This window comes from Microbacterium sp. NPDC088619, assembly GCF_044752825.1.
In the GTDB taxonomy this organism is placed as follows: Bacteria; Actinomycetota; Actinomycetes; order Actinomycetales; family Microbacteriaceae; genus Microbacterium.
Genome location: NZ_JBIVLZ010000001.1, coordinates 2,867,527 through 2,889,067, shown reverse-complemented (window position 1 = coordinate 2,889,067; position 21,541 = coordinate 2,867,527). Strand labels below are relative to the sequence as shown.

Below are 21,541 nucleotides of genomic sequence, written 5' to 3'. Positions count from 1 at the left end.
TCAAAGCACCCCGCATCGACGACGATCAGGAGTGCCATGACAGCCGCCACCTCGCCCGATCGCACCGGCGTCGTCATCGTCGGCAGTGTGACCGCAGACGTGACGACCTTCTCGACCCGACTCCCCGCCCGCGGCGAGACCATCCTCGGCGACGAGTTCACCCTCATGCTCGGCGGCAAGGGCGCGAACCAGGCGGTCGCCGCCGGACGCTCCGGAGCACGCACGAGCTTCGTCGGATGCGTCGGCGACGACCTCTTCCACGACCTCGTCGTCGACGGGCTGAGCGAGGCAGGCGTCGACCTCGCGCACCTGCGCACGGTGCCCGGGCCGACGGGCATCGCGCACATCCGCGTCGACGCCTCGGCGCAGAACGACATCGTGATGGTGCCGCTCGCCAACGCCGCTCTCAGCACCGAGCAGATCGATGCGGCGCTCGCGGCCCTCGCGCCGACCACGTCGGTGCTCCTGACTCAGCTCGAGACGCCGTCGGCGCTCACCGCGCACATCACGTCGCGCGGACGCGAGCACGGCATGACCGTCATCCTCGACCCGGCACCCGCCGCTCCTCTCGACGACGCGGTCTGGGCGAGCATCGACATCGTCACTCCGAACGAGACCGAGGCGTCGGTGCTCAGCGGCATCGAGGTGACGGATGCCGCCTCAGCCGCGCTCGCAGGACGCTGGTTCCTCGACCGCGGTGTCGGTGCGGCCGTGATCACGCTCGCAGGACAGGGATCCTGCGTCGTGACGGCGGCCGGAGCATCCGTCATCCCACCGTTCCCGGTCGAGGCCGTCGACACGACCGCCGCGGGCGACGCCTACGCCGGGTATCTCGGTGCTGCACTGGCGAACGGCCTCGAGCTGACGGATGCCGTGCGCATCGCCACCGCGGCCGGCGCCCTCGCCGTCACGAAGCAGGGCGCATCGCCGAGCCTGCCGCTGCGAGCCGAGGTCGATGCATTCCTGGCCGCACGAGAAGCCCACTGACATCCTCCGAGGAGACACCATGCGCAAGACAGCGACGACCATCAACCCCGCCCTCTCGCGCGTCATCAGCGAGACCGGCCACACCGATCTGCTGGTGGTGACCGATGCGGGGCTGCCGATTCCGCCGGGGTCCGAGCGCATCGACCTCGCGTACCGCCCCGGGGCGCCGGCGTTCTTCGACGTGCTCGACACCGTGCTGGCCGAGCTCGTCGTCGAGGGAGCGACCGTGTCGGAAGAGGTCGCCGACAAGAGCCCGGAGGTCCTCGCCGCACTGCGCGAGCGCTTCGCCGACCAGGACTTCGAGATCGAGCTCATCCCGCACGTCGAGTTCAAGAAGCTGACGCACTCGGCGCGCGCGTTCGTGCGCTCGGGCGAGTTCACTCCGTATGCCAACGTGATCCTGCATGCGGGAGTGGCGTACTGAGATGAACGACACGATCGACCGCCACTCCGCGGCACCCATGTACGACCAGCTGCGTCAGCTGATCATCGAGGGCATCTCGCGAGACGGCCTGCAGCCGGGCGACCCGCTGCCCGGCGAGCACCGTCTGTGCGAGCGCTACGGCATCTCCCGCACCGTCGTGCGCCAGGCGCTGGCCCAGCTCGAGCACGAGGGGCTCGTCGAGCGGGTCAAGGGCAAGGGCACGTTCGTCTCGCGTCCGCGCACGAGTGAGAGCCTCGTGCACACGCTGGTCGGGCTCTACGACGACGTCGAGCGCCGCGGCGGACACGTGCACAGCGACGTGCTGCGGCACGAGCAGACGCTCGCCGACGACGAGATCGCGGCGGCGCTCGAGGTCGAGGTCGGCACGCCCGTCGTGGTGCTCGATCGCCTCCGTCACGTCGACGGCGAGCCGTGGTCGCTCTCCACGACCTGGATGCCGGATGCCGTCGGCGGCGTCACGCTCGGCGTCGACCTGTCGGAGCGATCGCTGTATCGCCTGCTGTCCGATCACGACATCGTGGCGACCAGCGGCGTCCGCTCGGCCGAGGCCACAGTCGCGACCCACGAGCAGGCGCAGCATCTCGGTGTGAGCGCCGGCTCGGCGCTGCTGCGGCTGCGCAGCGTGAGTCGTTCCGCCGACGGCATCCCGATCGAGTATTTCGTGGCCCACCACCGTGGTGACCGCTCGCGCTTCGAGTTCCAACTGCAGCAGGAGCAGTCGCAGGCGTCGCTGCTGCACGTCGACGGCGACGGCGGCACGTCCCGCGCCGGCACCGTCAGCTGAACAGGCGAGCCGGACGAGCCGGACGAGCCGGGCGAGTCGGCCGAGGCCGCTAGCCTGAAGCGGAGCACGCGTCGCACCGGGTGACGCGAGCAGGGGGGCAACACGATGGTCGACGACGCGCACGCGACAGGGGCGGATCCCGATCCGGTCATCCCCCCGCCTCCCGCTGCGCCGCCCGCCGGCGCCGGGTCATCCGTGCCGCTCGCGCCGCCGGTGGGTGGCCCTGCGGCACCTCCGCTCCCTCCCTACGCGGTCGGCTCGCAGCCCGCTTCCCCGGCGGGCCCTCCCGCACCTCCGCTGCCTCCCTACGCCTCGGTTCCGCAGCCAGGGCAGCATCCGTCGCAGTATCCCGCAGCGCAGCCAGGTGGGTATCCGGCTCCGCAACCGGGCCGGTTCCCGACGGGGCAGCAGTCATCTGCACCCTACGGAGGGGCATACCCGTACCCCTCCGCGCCCCCGAGCCCTCCTTCGCGCTCGGGCAGGACCCTCGGCATCGTGATCGCGGCGGTCGCCGCGTTCGTGCTGATCATCGTCGTCGGTGTCGGCGTGGCCGTGACCCTGCTGCTGAGTTCGCGTACCGAACCGGCGACCGCGCCGCCGGACACGACCATCACGGAAGAGCCCGCAGCTCCCTCCGCCCCACCGCAGAACGAGTCGGATTCCGATTCCGACGGCTCCGGTGACTCCGATGCGTCGGGCATCGAGGCGACGCTGCAGGCGAAGATCGACGAGTACAAGCGACTGCGCGACAGCGGCGCACTGTGGGAGAGCATCCCCGACAACGACTTCAACCGCACCGCCGTCTCGGCCTTCCTCTACCTCCTCACCGACATGAAGGTCGCGACGCTCTGGGGCGCCGACGAGGCGCAGGCGCAGGAGTACGAGGAGCGGATGGCGATGCTCGAGGAGCGCCTGCTCGCCCAGCAGCCGCTCGGCGACGACATCAAGATCTCTCTCGAAGACAAGGTCTTCACCTACGACGGCGAGACGGGCGAGGGCGGCTACACCGACAGGTAGACGGGCGTTACGCTCGAAGGATGAGCGACTGGACCAGCACCGCGATCGCCCTGCTGGAAGCCGACGCGAACCGCAGCGCAGACACGCATCTGCATCTGTTCCCTCTGCCGCCCGAGTGGGGCATCGATCTGTATCTGAAAGACGAGTCGGTGCACCCCACCGGTTCGCTCAAGCACCGTCTCGCCCGCTCGCTGATCCTGTACGGACTCGTCAACGGCCGCATCACCGAGGACTCGACGCTCGTGGAGTCCTCGAGCGGATCCACCGCCGTCTCCGAGGCGTACTTCGCGCGGATGCTGGGGCTGCCGTTCGTCACCGTCGTGCCGCGGTCGACCAGCCAGGAGAAGATCGACCTCATCGAGTTCTACGGCGGGCGCTGCCATTTCGTCGACCGCGCCGAGGACATGTCGCCCGAGGCGCAGCGTCTTGCGTCCGAATGCCACGGGCACTATCTCGACCAGTTCACGTTCGCCGAGCGCGCCACCGACTGGCGAGGCAACAACAACATCGCCGAGAGCGTCTTCAGCCAGCTGTCGCAGGAGCGGCATCCGATCCCCCGCTGGATCGTGGTGGGTGCGGGCACCGGCGGCACGAGCGCGACCTTCGGCCGGTACGTCAAGTACCGCCGCCACGAGACGCAGATCGCGGTCGTCGACCCCGAGGGCTCGGCGTTCTACGACGGCTGGGCCGGAACCGTCGATCCACCCGTCGGGCGCCCGAGTCGCATCGAGGGCATCGGCCGACCGCGCGTCGAGGCATCGTTCGTGCCGAGCGTGATCGACGAGATGATCCGTGTTCCCGATGCGGGCTCGATCGCCGCGATCCGGATGCTGCGCGAGCGCACCCTGCACCTGGCCGGCGGCTCGACCGGCACGAACCTCTACGGGGCGTTCCAGCTGATCGCGCGCATGCGCGCCGCCGGGGAGACAGGCAGCATCGTCACCCTGATCTGCGACAGCGGCATCCGCTATGCGGGCACGTACTTCAACGACGAGTGGGTCGCCGGGCAGGGCTGGGATCTCGCCCCGCATCGCGCGCGCCTCGACCACTTCCTCGACACCGGCGTCTGGGTCGACTGAGCAGCGTTCAGTTTCCATGACTCCGGAGATCCGGACAGGTCACCTCGGAGAACACGCTTCCTCGGGACCGAGCGACACCGATATCCGGAGTTGTGGCACGTCGCGCGCCGAGACCCTCCGGCTACGCTGGCCGCATGACTACTCTCATCCTCACTGTCGCGGGTGCTGATCGCCCCGGTCTCGTCGCTGCCGTCGCCGATGTCGTCGATGCCCATGGCGGCAACTGGGAGAACAGCTCGCTGGCCGAACTCGCCGGAACCTTCGCCGGCGTGATCGAGGTGTCGGTCGCCGCGGAGCGCACAGCCGAACTGCAGGATGCGTTGCGCGGCCTGCAGGGGCAGGGCCTGCTGACCCTCGCCGTGCTGACCGGTTCTGCGGCAGATGCCGACGCCGAGGATCAGGTTCTCGAGATCCGGGTGCTCGGCAACGACCGCTCGGGCATCGTCCGCGAGGTGTCGAACGTGCTGAGCGCGCATGACCTGAGCATCGAAGAGCTGGCGACCGAGACCCGGGATGCCGCGATGGCCGGGGGACGCCTGTTCGAGGCGTCGGTGATCGCCCGGGTTCCCTCATCAGTCGATCTCGACGCCCTGCGCCATGACCTGGAGCGGATCGCCACCGAGATCCAGGTCGACATCACCCTCGCCTGACCGCGGCGTCCCCTCCGCCCGATACGCACACAGCGCCCCGCACGGCCCCCGAGGCGACCGCAAGCCTGTGCAGACCGAGGCGAACTGTGCAGAACGGGCGAGATGAGACGGCGATCGTCGTCACTCAGGGCGATCGACGGACGACCCTTCGGCGCGCATATCCGTCTCGGTGTACCGCCGTACCCAGTACTCGGTCTGTGCCACATGAGCGGATGCCGCAGCGGATGCCGCGACCGGATCCGCGGCGGCGAGTCCGCGAAGGATAGCCCGGTGCCCCGCGTCCGAGTGCAGCTTGAGCTCGGCGGCGTCGCCGGCATCGGGAATCCGATACGCCCGCGATCGTGAGCGCAGCACGTCGATCAGGCTGGTGAGCGCGTCGTTGCCGGCGACCTCCGAGATGGTCATGTGGAAGGCGTGGTCGAGGCGCGAGTGGTCTTCGAAGTCGTCGCTCGCCTCGATCTCGTCGAGCACACCGCTGAGCTCCTCGATCGTCGCGGAGTCGATGCGCGCGGCGGCGAGCGCGGCGGCGTGCGGCTCGAGCACCCGGCGCAGCTCCGTCAGTTCGAGCACTCCCGCCATCGGCAGCAGCCCGACCGTCAGCGAGAGGCTGCCGATCAGGTCGGCGGCGCGAAGTTCGCTCACGTAGCTGCCGGAGCCGTGGCGGGTCTCGAGCACCCCGAGTGCGGCCAGCATGCGGATGGCTTCGCGCAGCGATCCTCGCGAGACGCCCAGCATCTCGCACAGCTCGCCCTCGCTGGGCAGACGGTCGCCGGGGCGCAGCGCGCCGTCGGCGATCAGCGCACGCAGCCCGTGCAGAGCCGTATCCAAAGCGCTCATCGTGATCCTCTCTGACACCGGCCACTCCCCTGCGAGTCTGTCTGACGCGCGCTCTTCATCAAATTCGTATGACAACTATGTTTCATCTTTGCCTTTCCATAGCCATATCGGAACCTCTGTGGCAAAGTTGTGCAACAACTCCCCCACTGCACCGACGAGGACCGATGCCCGCACCACTCTTCCCCGCACCGCTCACGCTGAACTCCGGCATCCGAGCCCGTGATGCGTGGCCGCTCGATCCCGACGTGATCCACCTGAACCACGGCTCGTTCGGCGCGGTCCCCACCGCGGTCGTCGAGCAGCAGGATGCGCTGCGGCGCCGGGCCGACCTCAGCCCGGTCGAGTGGTTCCCGCGCATCGCCGAGCGAGTGCGCGCCGCCCGCGAGAGCACCGCCCCCTTCCTCGGCGCCCACGCCGAAGACAGCGTCTTCGTGCCGAACGCGTCGGCCGCCGCCACCGTCGTCTACAACGCGATGCACCTCGAGCACGGCGACGAGATCCTCGTCACCGACCAGGGCTACGGCGCGATCACGATGGGCGCGCAGCGCCTGGCCCGCCGCTTCGGAGCATCCGTCCGCGCCGTCGAGCTGCCATTGCTCGCCTCCGACGACGAGGTCGTGCAGCGCTTCGCCGACGCGCTCACCCCGAGCACCCGCCTGATCGTGGTCGACCAGATCACCTCGCCCACCGCCCGCATGCTGCCCACCCGCCGCATCGCCGAGCTCGCCGCCGAGCGCGGCATCCGCACGCTCGTCGACGGCGCCCACGCCCCCGGTCTCGTCGCCGACGCCGCGGCAGTCGCCGGCGGGGACTGGTGGTTCGGCAACCTGCACAAATGGCCGTGCGCCCCGCGCGGCTCGGCACTGCTGGTCACGAACGCACCCGACCGCGACGACCTGTGGCCGCTCATCGACTCGTGGTCGGCGAACGAGCCCTACCCCGAGCGCTTCGACACCCAGGGCACGATCGACGCGACGACCTATCTTGCGACTCCGGCCTCGATCGAGTTCATCGAGGCCGAGTTCGGCTGGCACAACGCCCGCCGGGCGATGGCGGAGATGGCGGATGCCGGAGCCGAGATCATCGCCGAGGGTCTGCGCCCCTATGGCGACGAAGACCCCCTGACGCCACTGCCCTCCCCCGTGCCGTCGATGCGGCTCGTGCGCCTGCCGCTCGGACTCGGCTCCACCCGTGAAGAGGCCGACGCTCTGCGCATGGATCTGCTCGACGAGACCGGCGTCGAGACCGCGTTCACCAGCTTCCGAGGCATCGGCTACTTCCGCCTGTCGGCGCACCTCTACACCGAGGCCTCGGACTTCGAGGCCTTCGTCGAGCGCTGCATCCCGCAGATCCTCCGCCGAGCCGGCATCCGCACCCCCGACTCGATCATCGTCTCCTGACCCGACCACCCACTCCACCCACCACCCGACCCACAACCATCACCAACTGAGAGGCACCTCGTGAAGAAGAACAGAATCTTGACGACCGCCGCGGGAATCGGCACCGTCGCCGCACTCGCGCTCACCGGCTGTTCCGCAGGCGGCGGCGACTCCGCCGACGGCACGGTCACCCTGCAGATGGTCGAGAGCCTGACCAACCCTGCACGCACCGACCTGCTCCGCGGGCTCCTCGACGACTTCGAGAAGGAGAACCCCGACATCAAGGTCACGCTGGTCTCGCCGCCGACCGAGCAGGCCGACGCGAAGATCCAGCAGATGCTGCAGTCGGGCAAGGGCGTCGACGTGCTCGAGGTGCGCGACATCACCGTCGGCCCGTTCGCGAACAACGGCTGGCTGCACGACATCTCGGGCGACCTCGAGAAGTGGGACGGCTGGGACGCCCTGACCGACAACGCGCAGGCCGCGTCGGTGGCCACCGACGGCAAGAGCTACTTCGTGCCGTACGGCTTCTACGGCCTGTCGCTCTTCTACCGCACCGACCTGGTCGAGGAGGCGGGCTTCGACGGCCCGCCGCACAGCTGGAAGGACCTGCTCGAGCAGGCCAGCGCCATCCAGGATCCCTCGAACAACATCTACGGCTACGCGTTCCGCGGCGGTGCGAACGCGAACAGCAACGTCGTCGCCGCGATCGAGGCGTACACGATCGACGGCCTCGACGTCGATGACGCGTTCCTGATGGAGGACGGCTCGACGATCTTCGCCGCCCCCGAGGCGCAGGAGGCCGTCGACGACTACTTCGACCTGTTCAAGGAGGCCTCGCCGCCTTCCGCCGTCTCGTGGGGCTACCCCGAGATGGTCGCCGGCTTCACCAACGGCACCACGGCGTTCCTGCTGCAGGACCCCGAGGTCATCGCCACCGTGCAGGACTCGTCGCTGACCGAGGACCAGTGGGACACCGCTCCGCTGCTCGTCGGCCCCTCGGGCAAGGCCGCACAGCCGCTGGCCGTCGCCGGCTGGGGCGTCGCCGAGAACAGCGAGCACCAGGATGCCGCGGTCAAGCTCGTCGAGTTCCTCTCGTCGGCCGAGCCCGCGACCGAGTTCGCACAGGCCAACAGCCTCGTGCCGATCATCTCGGAGGCCGCAGACGACGAGTTCTACTCGTCCGGCCCGTGGACGAGCTACGTCACGATGACCGAAGACCCCGAGACGTACGTCAACGTCAAGCAGCCTCGTGGCGTCAGCTGGTGGACCGAGTGGATCCAGAAGTCCGACCAGGACGTGCAGAACGTGCTGCTCGGCAACATGTCGACCAGCGAGCTGCTCGAGTCGTGGGACACGTTCTGGACCGAGAAGTACGCTGCGGAAAAGGGCTGATCCGTGACCCGGACCACACTCGAAGGGGGCTCCGTCGGCACCGCCGGCGGGGCCTCCCCGGCATCCCGCCGGCGCCGCCCCTTCCGTGGCCGCCACGCGCTGACGCTGCTGGCCTTCATGGCCCCGGCGATCGTGTTCGTGTGCTGGTTCACCTACTGGCCCATGCTGCAGGGCGCACGCATGGCCTTCCACGACTGGAACCTGTGGGATCTCACCTCGACCCCGTGGGTGGGCTTCGACAACTTCCTCACCGTCTTCCAGGACCCGGCTTTCCCGGTCGTCGCCTGGAACTCCGTCCTCTGGGTCGTCGGCTCACTCGTGCCGCAGCTCGTGATCGGCTTCCTGATCGCCCTCGCGCTGCGCAAGCGGTTCCGCTTCCGCGGGCTCTACCAGGCGCTCGTGTTCTTCCCGTGGGCCGTCTCCGGCTTCCTGATCGGCATGCTGTTCCGCTGGATGTTCAACGCCGAGTTCGGCGTCGTCAACGACCTGCTCATGAAGGCGGGCCTGATCGACGCCCCGCTCCCCTGGCTGGCGGATCCGAAGCTCGCGATGTTCGCGGTCATCGTGGCGAACATCTGGTACGGCGTGACGTTCTTCGCGATCATGATCCTCGCAGCGCTCCAGTCGGTGCCTGACGAGATGCTCGAGGCCGCCAGCCTCGACGGTGCAGGCAAGGTGCGCCAGCTGTTCTCGATCATCATCCCGTACATCTCGATGACGCTGCTGCTGACGATCCTGCTGCGCATCATCTGGATCTTCAACTTCCCCGACATCATCTACGCGATGACGAACGGCGGGCCGGCGAACCAGACGCACATCATCACCACGTGGATGATCAACTACACACAGCAGGGCAACTACGGCATCGCGAGCGCGATCGGGCTCATCGTGGTCGCGTTCCTGTTCGTGTTCTGCGCGTTCTACCTGATGGCGATGCGGAAGGTGCAGCGATGACCATCACCGGCACAACAGTCACCGAGACCCGGCGTCTCACCGTTCCCGACATCGCGAAGGCACCCCGCCCGAAGCGCACGGTGTCGGTCGGCGGCGTCGTGCGCGTCGTCGGACTCGCCCTCTGGCTCGTCGTCACGCTGTTCCCGCTGTACTGGATCGCGCTGACGTCGTTCAAGTCGCCGGGCACGATCAACTCGTTCCCGATCGAGTACTGGCCGTCAGAGCCCTCGTTCGACAACTACGTCAGCCTGTTCCAGCAGAGCTCGTTCGGGGTCTTCCTCGCGAACTCCGCGATCGTGGCCACGATCGCGGGCGCGGTGGCGACGCTGATCGCGCTGCTCAGTGCCTACGTGATCGCCCGGTTCGAGTTCCGCGGCAAGGGAACGGTGCTGGTCGCGTTCCTGCTCACGCAGATGATCCCGGCGTTCATCGCGCTCGGGCCGCTGTACTCGATGATGACCGACCTGGGCCTGGTCGACACCAAGCCCGGCCTGATCCTCGTGTACATCGCGGTCTGCATCCCGTTCTCCACGGTCATGCTCCGCGGCTTCTTCGAGAATGTCCCCGACGCGCTCGAAGAGGCGGCGATGATCGACGGATGCTCGCGCTTCGGCGCCCTGTTCCGCGTGCTCGTCCCGGTGATGACCCCGGGCATCATCGCGGCGTTCATCTTCAACTTCGTCAACTGCTGGAACGAGCTGTTCCTGTCGGTCGTGCTGATGAACACCGATGCCAACCGCACGGTGCCGTCGGCGCTGAACGGCTTCATCTCGACATTCAACATCGACTGGGGCTCGATGAGCGCCGCAGCCGTGCTGACGATCCTGCCGACCATGGTGATGTTCGCTCTCGCGAGCCGCTGGATCGTGCAGGGGCTGACAGCCGGGGCCGTCAAGGAGTAGGCGCTCCGGCGCATGACGAAGGCCGCCGTTCGGGAGGAACGGCGGCCTTCGTCATGCGGCGGTCAGACCAGGCGCGCCTTCGGCGAGACCGAGTACGTGGCCTCGGCGTCGCGGTTGACCGTGTCGCCCAGCGCGGCGTCGATCGCAGCGAGCGTGTCGGCGTCGAGCGTCACACCAGAGGCTTTGACCGTGTCGGCGAGCTGCTCGGGGCGCGAGGCGCCGACCAGGGCCGCCGCGACGTTCGGGTTCTGCAGCACCCATGCGATCGCGAGCTGCGGCATCGACAGGCCCGCCTCTTCGGCGATCGGCTTGAGCTTCTGCACCGCGGTGAGGATGTCATCCTGCAGGAAGCTCTTGATGAACTCCGAGCCGCTGTGCGGGTCGGTCGCACGGGAGCCCTCGGGCACCGGCTGGCCGGGCAGGTACTTGCCCGACAGGACGCCCTGGGCCATCGGCGACCAGACGATCTGCGAGATGCCGAGTTCTTCGGACGCCGGCACGACCTTGCCCTCGATCACGCGGTGCAGCATGGAGTACTGCGGCTGGTTCGAGATGAGCTGCACGCCGAGCTGCTTCGCGAGCGCATGACCGTCGCGCAGCTGCTCCGCCGTCCACTCCGAGACGCCGATGTAGAGCGCCTTGCCCTGACGGACCACATCGGCGAACGCCTGGAACGTCTCCTCCAGCGGGGTCTCGTAGTCGAAGCGGTGCGCCTGGTAGAGGTCGACGTAGTCCGTGCCGAGTCGCGTGAGCGAGCCGTTGATCGACTCGAGGATGTGCTTGCGGCTCAGTCCGGTGTCGTTCGGGCCCTTGGGACCTGTGGGGAAGTAGACCTTCGTGAAGATCTCGAGCCCTTCGCGGCGCTGTCCTTCGAGGGCCTTGCCGAGCACGACCTCCGCGGCGGTGTTCGCATAGGTGTCTGCCGTGTCGAATGTGGTGATGCCGGCGTCGAGCGCCGCGTGCACCGTCTTGACAGCGGCGTCGTCGCCGACCTGCGAAGCGTGCGTGACCCAGTTGCCGTAGGTGATCTCAGAGACCTTGAGACCGCTGTTGCCGAGATAGCGATAGTTGACCATGCGACAACGCTACCGGCCGTCGCCGACACCGGGGCCCGATCACCGTGACCGGTCTCAGAACAGCAGGTGTCAGGAGCGGGCTCACGCTAGCGGCGGTCGCCGAGAGCATCCCGATACTCCCGCCACGCGACACCGAGGCGGCGCACCCCTTCCGTCAGGACCTCGTCGGGCGCCGTGAACGGGATGCGAATGTGGTCGTCCGGCAGGACGGATGCCGCGAACGCCGCGCTTCCGGCGATAGACACCCCGTGCACGGCGGCGATCCTGGCGAAGGCGCTGGCCGACCCCACTGGCAGCGCCGCCCAGAGTGAGAGTCCACCGCGAGGCTCGGCCCAGCGCCAGTCGGGCACGTGCTCGGCCAGCAGCGACCGCACGAGCCTCAGACGCTCACCGTGGATGCGGCTGGTCGCGGTACGCAGATCGACCGCCCTCGCCAGCAGGTCGAGGGCGAGGAGCTGACCAGGCACACTCGTCGACTGGTCGGCGAGCTGTCGCGCCGCGCGCAGTCTGCGCACCAGAACGGGGTCGGCCCGCAGCCAGCCGATCCGCAGACCAGCCCACGCCCACTTCGACACCGACTCGACGACGATGATCGGGGCATCGGCACGTTCCGCCGCCAGCGTCGGAGGCACGACGCCGTCGAATGAGATGCCCGCGACCACCCTGTCTTCGATGACGGGCACGCCGTATTGCGCGGCCAGTTCGGCCACACGATGTCGTGTGTCCGCAGGAAGTCGTGTGCCGGTGGGGTTCTGGTGGTGCGGGTTCAGCGCGATGGCGACGGGCCGCAGCCGGGCGATCGCGACCTCGAGCGCATCGACATCGAGCCCGTCATCCCCCATCGGGATGCCGTGCACGATGCCTCCGCGAAGACCGACCGAGTCGGTGACGCCCGGCCACGTCACCTCCTCGGCGAGGACCACATCGCCGGGGCTGACCAGCGCATTGATCACCAGGCTGATCGCCTGCTGCGCGCCGTGGGTCACCAGGATCTGCTCGCGCGTGGTCGGCGTGCCCTCCGCACCGTACATCTCGGCGATCAGCTCGCGGAGCGCCGGCAGTCCGGCGGGGTCGGTCTCGGGGAGCAGCGCGAGTTCGAGCCGCGGCTGGTGCTCGCGGATCAGCTGGACGGCGAGATCGGAGAGCTGCGGCACGGTGCGCAGCAGATCGATCGCGTTCGGTGACGCCGAGAAGAGCGCCTCTCCACGCCCCGGTCGCTGCACCGACGCGATCGCCGGCGTCGCGATTCCGGTGACGCGCGTGCCGCTGCCCTGGCGGCGGTCGACGAGTCCCCGCTCGGCGAGGTCCGCGTAGGCCGCGACGACCGTCCCCCGCGACACCGCGCTCGCTGCGGCGAACGCGCGCTCCGCCGGAAGCCGGTCGCCCGCTCGCAGTTCGCCACCCGAGATGAGGGCGGCCACGCCCTCGGACAGCCGCGCCGCCAGGGTGCCCTCTCCCTGCGTCCATCGACCGAGTCGAGCAGCCAGGCCCTCCGCCGACACCTCGCCCGCCCGCACGAGCGGCGCGAGGGGCGCGAACCCCTCGTCCGATCGTTGGGCCACTGGCCCGCCATTGGCTCTGTCGATGACGCTCATGGCATCCGATTCTGGACCAATGACCCAGCCAATCGCCATCGAACCTCAGGATCTTGAACCAATATCGCCCGATTGGACCATCAGCGAGCTCGTCGCGTGGCTCTCAGAGGACTCACGCCAGCATGACCCGGCGCTCCGCGGGTCGCTGATGCGCGTCGAGACAGCGCTGACCGGCGCCACCTGGAAGGGTGAGCCGTCGACGGTCGCACTGATCCGCTCACTCGCCGCCGCTGTGCACACGCAGGGCGATCTCCGGATCATCGACGTGCTCTCCCCGTCGTCGCGGATCTCGAGACCCGTCGAGCAGGTGCGGATCCGCGACCTCGCGGCACGCCTGCCGCGCCGCGTGGCCTGAGACGATCCAACCGGAAGGTCAGACCCGGGGCTCGACCAGCTGCTCCTGCTCCGCGAGCGTCTGAGCCTGCGCACGCTTCTCCGCGAGCTCGCGCTCCTCGGCCTGCGCCCGCTCCTGCGCCGCCTGCTCGGCCTCCTTGCGCTCGGCCCGCGTCTGCGGTTCGCCTGATCCGGCATCCGCCTGGATCCCCTGGGACTGCACGGTCACGATCGCCGCACGGTCGCGGAAGCCCTCGGCCGTGACCTTGTCGAGTGCGACCTGCCTGCGGATCGCGGCGGCCTTCTCGTAGAGCGACGGGTCGCCGTAGGAGGTGAGCACCTTCACGAGCACCGGAAGCAACTCGATCATGAAGAACAGCGCGGCGATCAGGATGTGCGCCCACAGGATCGTCGGCTCCTTCTCGCTCAGCCGGTTGAGTCCGCTGATCTGGCTCAGCAGACCGATCGCTCCCGCATTGCCGGACGCCACGGATTCGGCCCGTGCGTTGTACGCGTCGAGCGCGGCGTCATAGCTGTCGCGCGCGGCGGGCAGCTGCGACTGCGCCTCCTCGCGGTTCTGCGCCTCCGACGTGCTGGTGTTCTCCTTCGCGGCGGTGCCTGCCGCGGCGAGCTCCTCGTTGGCGGTGCGCAGCTGCGCGGCGAGCGCATCGTAGGTCTGCTGCGCCTCGGCGAGCTGGGCCTGGGCGGCATCGGAGCTCGCGCCCTCGCCGTTCACGCCGGTGCACCCGGGAACCGTGCCTGCACCTTCACCCGTGAGCTCGCACTGGTACAGAATGCGCGCCTGGTCGATGACGGCCTGCTGGTCTGTCATCTTGGTGGTCAGATCGTCGACCGTCGCCTGAGCGGCGGATTCGCTCGCCGACGACGAGTCGGTGCCGGCCACGACGCCGGTGGCCGCCTGGTTCTCGAGCGTGGCGACCCGATCGGATGCCGCGTCGAGCGCCTTCTTCTCGGGGCCCGTCTCCAGAGCCTCCTGGTCGGATTGCGCCTGCGTGATGTTCGTCGCGGCGACCTCGCGAGCGATGTCGTTGTGGAAGATCTGCAGCACGAGCGGCTCGGCGACGACGAAGCCGATGATCGCCGCCATGATCACACGCGGGATCGCGAGCCCGATGAGCTTCCAGACGTTGCGCGTCGACGTCATGGTCGAGGTCAGGAATCGGTCGAGGTTGAAGATGATCAGCGCCCACACGACCGCCAGCGGCACGGCCAGCCAGATCGCAGCCTGCACTCCGGTGGTCAGCGCGAACAGCATCGAGATCGCCGAGACCAGCGCGGTGCCGGCGAGCACGAAGAACATCTGCACAAAACGAGGGGTCTCGCCGGGAACCCGGTCGAGGATCTCGCCGTCGGCACCACCGAGGATCGCGAGCTTGCGAAGACGCGAACCCGGCACGCGCGGCGCACGCTCACGCGGCTGGCGACGGGGCTTCGGCTCGCGCACGGGCTCGGCGGGTGCCGTGGCATCCTGCCCGCCCTCTGCGTCCGGCGTGGGGTCGACCGACTCCGGCGCCTGCAGATCGGCGCCGGTGGGCTCGTACGCACGCAGGAAGTCGAGGTCGTCCGTGTCAGCGTTCGGGTCGCTGTCGAGGATGATCCGACCCTGCGAATCGAACCGTCCGGGGCGGTGAGCGGAATAGGGCATTCCGACAATCTACGAAAGGTCGCCTGTGGAAAACGTGCACGAACCCTGTGTTTCCGCCTCTGCAGGGCCGCTCGCACGCGTCTGACGGTCAGCTCGGGAGCATGCGGGAGAGCGCATCGGCACCAGCGGCGAGCGCGTCATCGAGCGTGAAATGTCCGGCTGCGCACAGCGTCGCGAGGCCATGCACGAGGCCCCACACGCCGGTGACGCTCTGTTCGTCTAGCCCGGCGGAGACGGATGCTGCAGACAGCAGCTCTTCGAGCTCGGCGATCAGCGGCGCCATGGTCTCGCTCGGCTCGCCGGGGATGCACACCGTGGGGTCGTAGATCACGTCGAAGCCGTTCGGATGCTCGACCGCGTAGCGGATGTACGCGGCACCGCCCTCGATCACCGCGGATGCCGGGTCGGGTGCCGCCGCGATCGCGTCACGCACTGCGGCCACGAGGTCGGCCATGCTCCGCTCGGCGAGCACCTTGAGCAATCCCCGACGGTCGGAGAAGTGGTGGTACGGCGCGTTGTGGCTCACATCGGCAGCGCGCGCGACCTCGCGCAGGCTGATCTCGCCCGCGGGTTTATCGGCGAGCAGCTGCATCGCGGCGGCCTCGAGGGCGTGGGGGAGATCGCCGTGGTGATATCCCGATCGAGAACTTGACACAAGCAACATTGTTGCCTATCTTGACAGTGTCCACCAGTTCTTGACACTGTCAACATAGGAGTCCTCATGTCTTCCGCGCTGATCATCGACGGCCACCCCGACGCCCGCTCCCTCACCGCCGAGCTCGCCCGGCGCTATGCCGCAGCGCACGGAGATGCGCGCATCCTCGCTCTGCGCGATCTCGAGTTCGATCCGTCACTGCGCTTCGGCTACCGCCAGCGCATGGAGCTCGAGCCCGACCTGATCGACGCCAAGCGCGCCCTCGCCGAGGCCGCCACGGTCGTGGTGTTCACGCCGCTCTGGTGGGGTTCGGTGCCCGCGCTGCTCAAGGGCTTCTTCGATCGGGCGCTGCTGCCGCAGCAGGAGTACCGCTACTCGAAGCTCGGGCTCGTCGAGGGACTGCTGCCCGCGCGCAACGGTCGGCTGTTCCTGCTCGGCGACACCCCGTGGTTCCTCACGCCCTTCACCGGTCTGCCTGCGCAGACGCACGTCGCCCGTGGGACGCTGCGGTTCTGCGGCGTCCGCTCAGTGCGCACCACCCGGATGCTGGGCGTCAAGGATGCGAGCCCCGAGCGCATCGCCTCATGGCTGAGTCGCGCCGAGTCCCTGGGCCGCCGAGACGGCGTCCGCGACAGATCGCCGCGCAACCCCTCCGGGCCCGCGGAGCGTCAGGAGTCTCAGGCCATGGCGGCGGACGCCGCCTCATCCTCGGTCGTCGCGACGAGCTGACCGCAGGCTCCGTCGATCTCCTTGCCGCGGGTGTCGCGGAGGGTCGTCGGGATGCCGGCGTCATTGAGTCGGCGCACGAACTCGTTCTGGGCCTCACGGGTCGACGAGGTCCAGATCGAGCCGGGGGTCGGGTTCAACGGGATCGGGTTCACGTGCACCCACCCGCGCCCACGCTCATTGAGCTTGTCGGCCAGCAGGTCGGCGCGCCACGCGTGGTCGTTCATGTCCTTGATCAAGGCGTACTCGATCGAGACGCGGCGACCCGTCTTCTCGTAGTAGTAGCGGGCGGCGTCGAGTGCCTCGTCGACCTTCCAGCGCGAGTTGACCGGAATCAGCTCGTCGCGCAGGTGGTCGTCGGGTGCGTGGAGCGAGAGCGCGAAGGTGACGGGGATCCCCTCGTCGGCGAGCTTCTTGATCGCCGGCACGAGACCGACCGTCGACACCGTGATGCCGCGAGCACTCATGCCGAGACCGTCGGGCTGAGGTGCGACCATCGAGCGCACGGCATCCATCACGCGCTTGTAGTTGGCGAGCGGCTCACCCATGCCCATGAAGACGATGTTCGAGACGCGCTCCATCGAGTGGTCGTCGGACTTCTTGCCGCCCAGACCGCCCTCGGCGATCAGCCGGTTGGCGCGCACGATCTGCTCGATGATCTCAGCGGTCGACATGTTGCGCGTGAGGCCCGCCTGGCCGGTGGCGCAGAAGGGGCAGTTCATGCCGCATCCGGCCTGCGACGACACGCACAGCGTGATGCGGCCGGGGTAGCGCATGAGCACCGACTCGACCAGGGCGCCGTCGTGCAGACGCCACAGGAACTTGATCGTGTCCCCGCGGTCGGTCTCGAGGCGACGCACCTCGGTGAGCAGCGGCGGCAGCATGCCCGCGACGAGCTGCTCGCGGGTGTCGGCGGGCAGGTCGGTCATCTCGGCGGCGTCCGACGTGTAGTGCCGGAAGTAGTGGGTCGAGAGCTGCTTCGCGCGGAATCCGGGCAGGCCGAGCTCCTTGACCTTCTCGACGCGCTCCGCGGGCGTGAGGTCGGCGAGGTGCACCGGCGGCTTGCCGCGCTTGGGGCTCGCGAACTGCAGCAGCGGACGCCCCTCGGCATCCTTCTGCTGGGTCCAACCCTCGGTCGCAGGGCGAACCTGCGCAGTGCCGGTGGAACGGACGGCCCCCGAACGGGACGACGCGGGTGCCGTGGCGGGGCGCGTCTCGCGCGTGCGGGGAGTCTCGGTCATATCTCCAGGGTACGCGGTGCCGGGTGGGAAGGCCCTGGGGCGGCGGCACGCGCATCCCTAGACTGAGCGAATGGACATCATCATCGCTGTCGGCGCGGTCATCGCAGCTGTCGTCGTGGGCGTGGTGATCGTCGGCGCCGCACTGCGGTCGATGCGCCCCCAGCCCCCCGAGCCCCACGTGTTCACCCCGTCGCCGACGATGGCTCGCTCGGTGGCCTCCACGTCGACGTCGACCGCTTCGGCGTCTCAGCTGACTCCCGCGGCGATCGCCGAGATCGACCGGCTCGTCGCAGCCGGACACAAGATCAACGCCATCAAGCTCTACCGGCAGCACACCGGTGTGCGCCTGCAGGAGGCCAAGGATCGGATCGACCACTGGTCGGTCAGCACCACGGCTCCGCATCTCGCGGCCGTGTCGAACGCCTCGGCGGTGCACTCGTCGATCACCGCGACGCCGTCGTCGGTGCGTGGAGCGCTCGGCACGCCTGTCGCCTCGGAGGTCGATCGACTCGTGTCCGCCGACCAGAAGATCCAGGCGATCAAGCTCGTGAGGGAACACACGGGGCTGGGCCTCAGGGAATCGAAGGACGTCGTCGAGGCCTGGCCGCGCCCACGCCAGTTGTAGTTACAGGTTGCGGTCGGAGAGAATGGGTGGGATCCCCCCACTGAAGGAGCTCCGATGCCCGACCGTCTCGCCCGTGCCCGCGCCACCGGTGTCCTCGCCGTGCTCCGCGCGCCCTCGCCCGAGCTCGCCCTCGAGGCATCAGAGGCCATCATCCGCGGCGGTGTGACCGGCATCGAGGTCACCTTCTCGACCCCCGACGCCCCCGCGGTGATCCGTGAGCTGATCGCCCGCCACGGCGACGCCGCGTACATCGGCGCCGGCACCGTCACCACCGCCGAGCAGGCCGCGCTCGCAGCCGACGCCGGCGCGGAGTTCCTCGTCAGCCCCGGCACCCTTCCCCCACTCACACGCGCGATGCTCGACACCGGCCGCGTCGTGATGACCGGCGCCATGACCCCCACAGAGGTCATGGGCGCGCTCGAACTGGGCGTCGACGTGGTCAAGATCTTCCCCGCCTCGCTCGGCGGCCCCTCGTATCTCGGCGCGCTGCGCGGGCCCTTCCCCGACGCCCCGCTGATGCCGACCGGCGGAGTCAGCCCCGACAACCTCGCCGAGTGGTTCCGGGCCGGAGCCGTCGCCGTCGGTGCCGGCGGCGACCTCGCCAACGGCGCATCGCTCGCGGCCTCCGACTGGGCCGACATCGAGCAGCGCTCGGCTCGCTTCGCTGCAGCACTCGCCGCCAGCCGCGGCTGACTCAGACGATGACCCGGTGATCGAACTCGCACCCCTCGCGTGGGCGGCGCTCGGCCTCGCCGCCGTCACGATCGGCATCTCGAAGACCGCGCTGCCCGGCGGCAGCATCCTGGCGATCGCCCTGTTCGCGACCGTGCTGCCCGCGCGCACGTCGACCGCGGCGATGCTCCTGCTGCTCATCGTCGGCGACGTGTTCGCGCTCATCACCTACCGCCGCCACGCGCACTGGCCGACCCTGCTGCGCCTTGCTCCGGCAGTGATCGCCGGCCTCGTCGCCGGGTTCGCGTTCCTCGCGCTCGCGGGCGACGGGATAGTCCGGCGCGCGATCGGCGTGATCCTGCTCGCGATGATCGCGGTGACACTGTGGCGGCGATGGAGGCAGAACAGGGCGGATGCCGTGGCCCCCGCGCCCGGCGGCATCGTGCTCTCGGGCGTCTACGGCACGCTCGGCGGGTTCACCACCATGGTCGCGAACGCCGGCGGACCGGTCATGTCGATGTACTTCCTCGCGACCCGCACACCGGTGCAGGTGTTCCTCGGCACCTCGGCCTGGTTCTTCGCGATCATCAACCTCGTGAAGATCCCGTTCCTCGCGGGCCTCGGCCTGTTCGAGGGGCACGTGCTGCTGATGGATGCCGTGCTGGCGCCGCTCGTCGTGATCGGTGCACTCGTCGGCATTCGCCTCGCGAAGCGGATGAACCAGGTGCTGTTCGACCGCATCGTGATCGTGCTGACGATCGCCGGGGCCGTCTACCTGCTGTTCTGACCCGCGATCCCTCGGGAAAACCCAGACGTAAGGCGGTCAATCCGGCGCGTCGTCGAACGACGCGCTGTGCCCGGCGCATCCCGTCTCCGTTCTCCGAGCGGCGATCCCGCCTCAGTCGAGGAAGATGTCGGGGAACAGCCGGTCATCGGGCGTTCCCGGCACGGCGGCGTACTTCGAGAAGTCGGTCACTCCATCGGCCTCGAGCACGTCCTCGACGATGAGCGTCTGGCCCGTATACTCCGCCGCAGGCTTGAGCAGCACCGCATAGGCGGCGTCGGCGTAGATGTCGGGCGTCCGGCTCGCGGCCATGACCTTGTCGCCGCCGAGCAGGTTCTGCACCGCGGCGGTCGCGATCGTCGTGCGCGGCCACAGCGTGTTCGCGGCGATGCCGTCACGAGCGAACTCCGCGGCGAGACCGAGGGTCACCATCGTCATGCCGAACTTCGCGAGCGTGTATCCGGTGTGCGCCCCGAGCCACTTCGGCGTGGGGTTCAGAGGCGGAGACAGCGACAGGATGTGCGGGTTCTCGGCATCCTTGAGGATCGGCACGGCCGCGCGCGAAAGCATGAAGGTTCCCCGCACGTTCACGTCCTGCATGAGGTCGTACTTCTTCGCGCCGAGGTCGAGCGAGCGCGACAGGTCGATGACGCTGGCGTTGTTGATGACGATGTCGATGCCGCCGAACTCGCCCTGCGTCTTCATCACGGCCTCTGTGATGTCGTCGTCGTCGCGCACGTCGCCGACGATCGGCAGCGCCTGGCCGCCGGCTGCCCTGATCTGCTCCGCCGCCGAGTGCACGGTGCCTTCGAGCTTCGGATGCGGGGTGTCGGTCTTCGCCAGCATCGCGATGTTCGCGCCGTCTGCCGCGGCGCGCAGCGCGATCGCGAGGCCGATGCCGCGGCTTCCGCCGGACATGAGGATGGTCTTGCCTGCCAGTGACATGGATGCTCCTTGAAGCGTGGGGCTTGGGTCTACTTCGGGGCCATGCGGATGGCGCCGTCGAGGCGGATCGTCTCTCCGTTGAGGTAGCCGTTCTCGACGATCTGCTGCACGAGGGCGGCGTATTCGTCGGGGCGTCCGAGGCGAGAGGGGAACGGCACCTGCTGGCCGAGCGAGTCCTGCGCCACCTGGGGCAGACCCATCAGCATCGGTGTCTCCATGATGCCCGGGGCGATGGTGCAGACGCGGATGCCGTGACGGGCGAGCTCGCGCGCCACCGGAAGGGTCATCGCGTGCACGCCGCCCTTCGAGGCGGAGTATGCGGGCTGACCGATCTGACCGTCGAAGGCCGCCACGCTGGCGGTGTTCACGATGACACCGCGGTCACCGCCATCGGTCGGGTCGTTCTTCGCGATCACGGCCGATGCCTGCGAGAGCACATTGAAGGTGCCGACGAGGTTGATGCGCACGATGCGCTCGAAGTCGGCGAGCACCGCGGGGTTGCCCTCGCGGTCGAGCACCTTGGCCGGCGGGGCGATACCCGCGCAGTTCACCACGATGCGCAGCGGCGCCGCCGCCTGCGCGGCGGCCACGGCCGCGGCGGCATCCTCAGCGCTCGTGACATCGCCGCCCGCGAAGACCCCGCCGAGCTCTTCGGCGATCGCGGCTCCGGCCGACGACGGCAGGTCGAGAATCGTGACGACAGCGCCTGCGGCAGCGAGCGTCCGTGCGGTGGCGAGGCCCAGACCGGACGCACCGCCGGTGATGAGAGCACTCGAGCCCTGGATCTGCATGCG

Annotated in this window: 23 protein-coding genes; 15 read left to right on the top strand and 8 right to left on the bottom strand. The window is 69.0% G+C overall.

All coding sequences use genetic code 11. The features are described from left to right. Positions 1–36: 36 nt before the first annotated feature. The 6 genes from ACIP5T_RS13970 (at position 37) to ACIP5T_RS13945 (ending at position 4,962) form a co-directional block, all read left to right on the top strand. Complete coding sequence (locus tag ACIP5T_RS13970; protein ID WP_400864292.1) at positions 37–987, top strand: ribokinase; 951 nt, start codon at positions 37–39, stop codon at positions 985–987. A gap of 19 nt (positions 988–1,006) precedes the next feature. Then, positions 1,007–1,411 carry a D-ribose pyranase gene (gene rbsD / locus ACIP5T_RS13965; RefSeq protein ID WP_400864289.1) on the top strand — a complete coding sequence of 135 codons (405 nt, stop codon included), beginning with the start codon at positions 1,007–1,009 and terminating at the stop codon, positions 1,409–1,411. Between the two features lies 1 nt (position 1,412). Continuing rightward, positions 1,413–2,216 carry a GntR family transcriptional regulator gene (locus ACIP5T_RS13960; protein WP_400864286.1) on the top strand — a complete coding sequence of 268 codons (804 nt, stop codon included), beginning with the start codon at positions 1,413–1,415 and terminating at the stop codon, positions 2,214–2,216. Between the two features lie 495 nt (positions 2,217–2,711). Next, a complete protein-coding gene (locus tag ACIP5T_RS13955) occupies positions 2,712–3,233 on the top strand; it encodes a hypothetical protein (protein ID WP_400864283.1) in 522 nt (173 codons plus the stop codon). Positions 3,234–3,253: 20 nt separating this feature from the next. Next, positions 3,254–4,312 (top strand): PLP-dependent cysteine synthase family protein, encoded by a 1,059-nt coding sequence (locus ACIP5T_RS13950; RefSeq protein ID WP_400864280.1) that lies wholly within the window; start codon positions 3,254–3,256, stop codon positions 4,310–4,312. A 134-nt stretch (positions 4,313–4,446) separates the two neighbouring features. Further along, positions 4,447–4,962: a glycine cleavage system protein R gene (locus ACIP5T_RS13945; protein ID WP_400864278.1), complete on the top strand. Its 516-nt coding sequence runs from the start codon at positions 4,447–4,449 to the stop codon at positions 4,960–4,962. A gap of 120 nt (positions 4,963–5,082) precedes the next feature. Here ACIP5T_RS13945 and ACIP5T_RS13940 read toward each other — a convergent pair whose 3' ends face one another. Beyond that, the gene (locus tag ACIP5T_RS13940; protein WP_400864275.1) at positions 5,083–5,799 is read right to left on the bottom strand and encodes a FadR/GntR family transcriptional regulator; all 717 of its coding nucleotides are present in this window, start codon (positions 5,797–5,799) and stop codon (positions 5,083–5,085) included. Between the two features lie 164 nt (positions 5,800–5,963). Here ACIP5T_RS13940 and ACIP5T_RS13935 point away from each other — a divergent pair, with 164 nt between their 5' ends. The 4 genes from ACIP5T_RS13935 to ACIP5T_RS13920 are packed head-to-tail and all read left to right on the top strand — an operon-like array spanning position 5,964 to position 10,429. Next, positions 5,964–7,199, top strand: coding sequence for an aminotransferase class V-fold PLP-dependent enzyme (locus ACIP5T_RS13935; protein WP_400864272.1), 1,236 nt, complete (start codon positions 5,964–5,966; stop codon positions 7,197–7,199). Positions 7,200–7,259: 60 nt separating this feature from the next. Further along, complete coding sequence (locus ACIP5T_RS13930) at positions 7,260–8,573, top strand: ABC transporter substrate-binding protein (RefSeq protein ID WP_400864269.1); 1,314 nt, start codon at positions 7,260–7,262, stop codon at positions 8,571–8,573. A 3-nt stretch (positions 8,574–8,576) separates the two neighbouring features. Beyond that, positions 8,577–9,527 carry a carbohydrate ABC transporter permease gene (locus tag ACIP5T_RS13925; RefSeq protein WP_400864267.1) on the top strand — a complete coding sequence of 317 codons (951 nt, stop codon included), beginning with the start codon at positions 8,577–8,579 and terminating at the stop codon, positions 9,525–9,527. Next, the gene (locus ACIP5T_RS13920; RefSeq protein WP_400864265.1) at positions 9,524–10,429 is read left to right on the top strand and encodes a carbohydrate ABC transporter permease; all 906 of its coding nucleotides are present in this window, start codon (positions 9,524–9,526) and stop codon (positions 10,427–10,429) included. Before ACIP5T_RS13925 ends, ACIP5T_RS13920 begins: the two co-directional genes overlap by 4 nt. Positions 10,430–10,491: 62 nt before the next feature. On the opposite strand, the gene ACIP5T_RS13915 is transcribed toward ACIP5T_RS13920, so the two are convergent. Together ACIP5T_RS13915 and ACIP5T_RS13910 are read right to left on the bottom strand one after the other, a co-directional pair. Further along, on the bottom strand, positions 10,492–11,505 hold the full coding sequence (locus tag ACIP5T_RS13915) for an aldo/keto reductase family protein (RefSeq protein ID WP_400864262.1): 1,014 nt from the start codon (positions 11,503–11,505) through the stop codon (positions 10,492–10,494). 86 nt (positions 11,506–11,591) lie between these two features. Further along, complete coding sequence (locus ACIP5T_RS13910; RefSeq protein WP_400864259.1) at positions 11,592–13,100, bottom strand: PLP-dependent aminotransferase family protein; 1,509 nt, start codon at positions 13,098–13,100, stop codon at positions 11,592–11,594. A gap of 19 nt (positions 13,101–13,119) precedes the next feature. Here ACIP5T_RS13910 and ACIP5T_RS13905 point away from each other — a divergent pair, with 19 nt between their 5' ends. Then, positions 13,120–13,455: a hypothetical protein gene (locus ACIP5T_RS13905; protein ID WP_400864256.1), complete on the top strand. Its 336-nt coding sequence runs from the start codon at positions 13,120–13,122 to the stop codon at positions 13,453–13,455. Positions 13,456–13,473: 18 nt separating this feature from the next. Here the strand turns inward: ACIP5T_RS13905 and ACIP5T_RS13900 are convergent, their stop codons facing one another. Continuing rightward, entirely contained in the window at positions 13,474–15,099 is a 1,626-nt protein-coding gene (locus ACIP5T_RS13900; protein ID WP_400864254.1) for a DUF4407 domain-containing protein, read from the bottom strand. An 88-nt stretch (positions 15,100–15,187) separates the two neighbouring features. Beyond that, positions 15,188–15,754 (bottom strand): TetR/AcrR family transcriptional regulator, encoded by a 567-nt coding sequence (locus ACIP5T_RS13895; protein ID WP_400864251.1) that lies wholly within the window; start codon positions 15,752–15,754, stop codon positions 15,188–15,190. A gap of 66 nt (positions 15,755–15,820) precedes the next feature. On the opposite strand from ACIP5T_RS13895, the gene ACIP5T_RS13890 reads away from it, so the two are divergent. Then, complete coding sequence (locus tag ACIP5T_RS13890; protein ID WP_400864249.1) at positions 15,821–16,483, top strand: NAD(P)H-dependent oxidoreductase; 663 nt, start codon at positions 15,821–15,823, stop codon at positions 16,481–16,483. Here the strand turns inward: ACIP5T_RS13890 and rlmN are convergent. Beyond that, on the bottom strand, positions 16,432–17,721 hold the full coding sequence (gene rlmN, locus ACIP5T_RS13885) for a 23S rRNA (adenine(2503)-C(2))-methyltransferase RlmN (protein WP_400864247.1): 1,290 nt from the start codon (positions 17,719–17,721) through the stop codon (positions 16,432–16,434). The genes ACIP5T_RS13890 and rlmN overlap by 52 nt on opposite strands. Positions 17,722–17,791: 70 nt before the next feature. Between rlmN and ACIP5T_RS13880 the strand changes: the two genes are divergently transcribed. The 3 genes from ACIP5T_RS13880 to ACIP5T_RS13870 are packed head-to-tail and all read left to right on the top strand — an operon-like array spanning position 17,792 to position 19,805. Beyond that, positions 17,792–18,346: a ribosomal protein L7/L12 gene (locus ACIP5T_RS13880; RefSeq protein ID WP_400864244.1), complete on the top strand. Its 555-nt coding sequence runs from the start codon at positions 17,792–17,794 to the stop codon at positions 18,344–18,346. A 54-nt stretch (positions 18,347–18,400) separates the two neighbouring features. Next, complete coding sequence (locus ACIP5T_RS13875; protein WP_400864242.1) at positions 18,401–19,039, top strand: bifunctional 4-hydroxy-2-oxoglutarate aldolase/2-dehydro-3-deoxy-phosphogluconate aldolase; 639 nt, start codon at positions 18,401–18,403, stop codon at positions 19,037–19,039. A 16-nt stretch (positions 19,040–19,055) separates the two neighbouring features. Beyond that, entirely contained in the window at positions 19,056–19,805 is a 750-nt protein-coding gene (locus tag ACIP5T_RS13870; protein ID WP_400864239.1) for a sulfite exporter TauE/SafE family protein, read from the top strand. 111 nt (positions 19,806–19,916) lie between these two features. Here the strand turns inward: ACIP5T_RS13870 and ACIP5T_RS13865 are convergent, their stop codons facing one another. Both ACIP5T_RS13865 and ACIP5T_RS13860 read right to left on the bottom strand, forming a co-directional pair. After that, positions 19,917–20,747, bottom strand: a complete 831-nt coding sequence (locus ACIP5T_RS13865; RefSeq protein WP_290161686.1) for an NAD(P)-dependent oxidoreductase — start codon at positions 20,745–20,747, stop codon at positions 19,917–19,919. A gap of 29 nt (positions 20,748–20,776) precedes the next feature. Next, positions 20,777–21,538 (bottom strand): SDR family NAD(P)-dependent oxidoreductase, encoded by a 762-nt coding sequence (locus ACIP5T_RS13860; RefSeq protein WP_400864237.1) that lies wholly within the window; start codon positions 21,536–21,538, stop codon positions 20,777–20,779. Between the last annotated feature and the right edge of the window lie 3 nt (positions 21,539–21,541).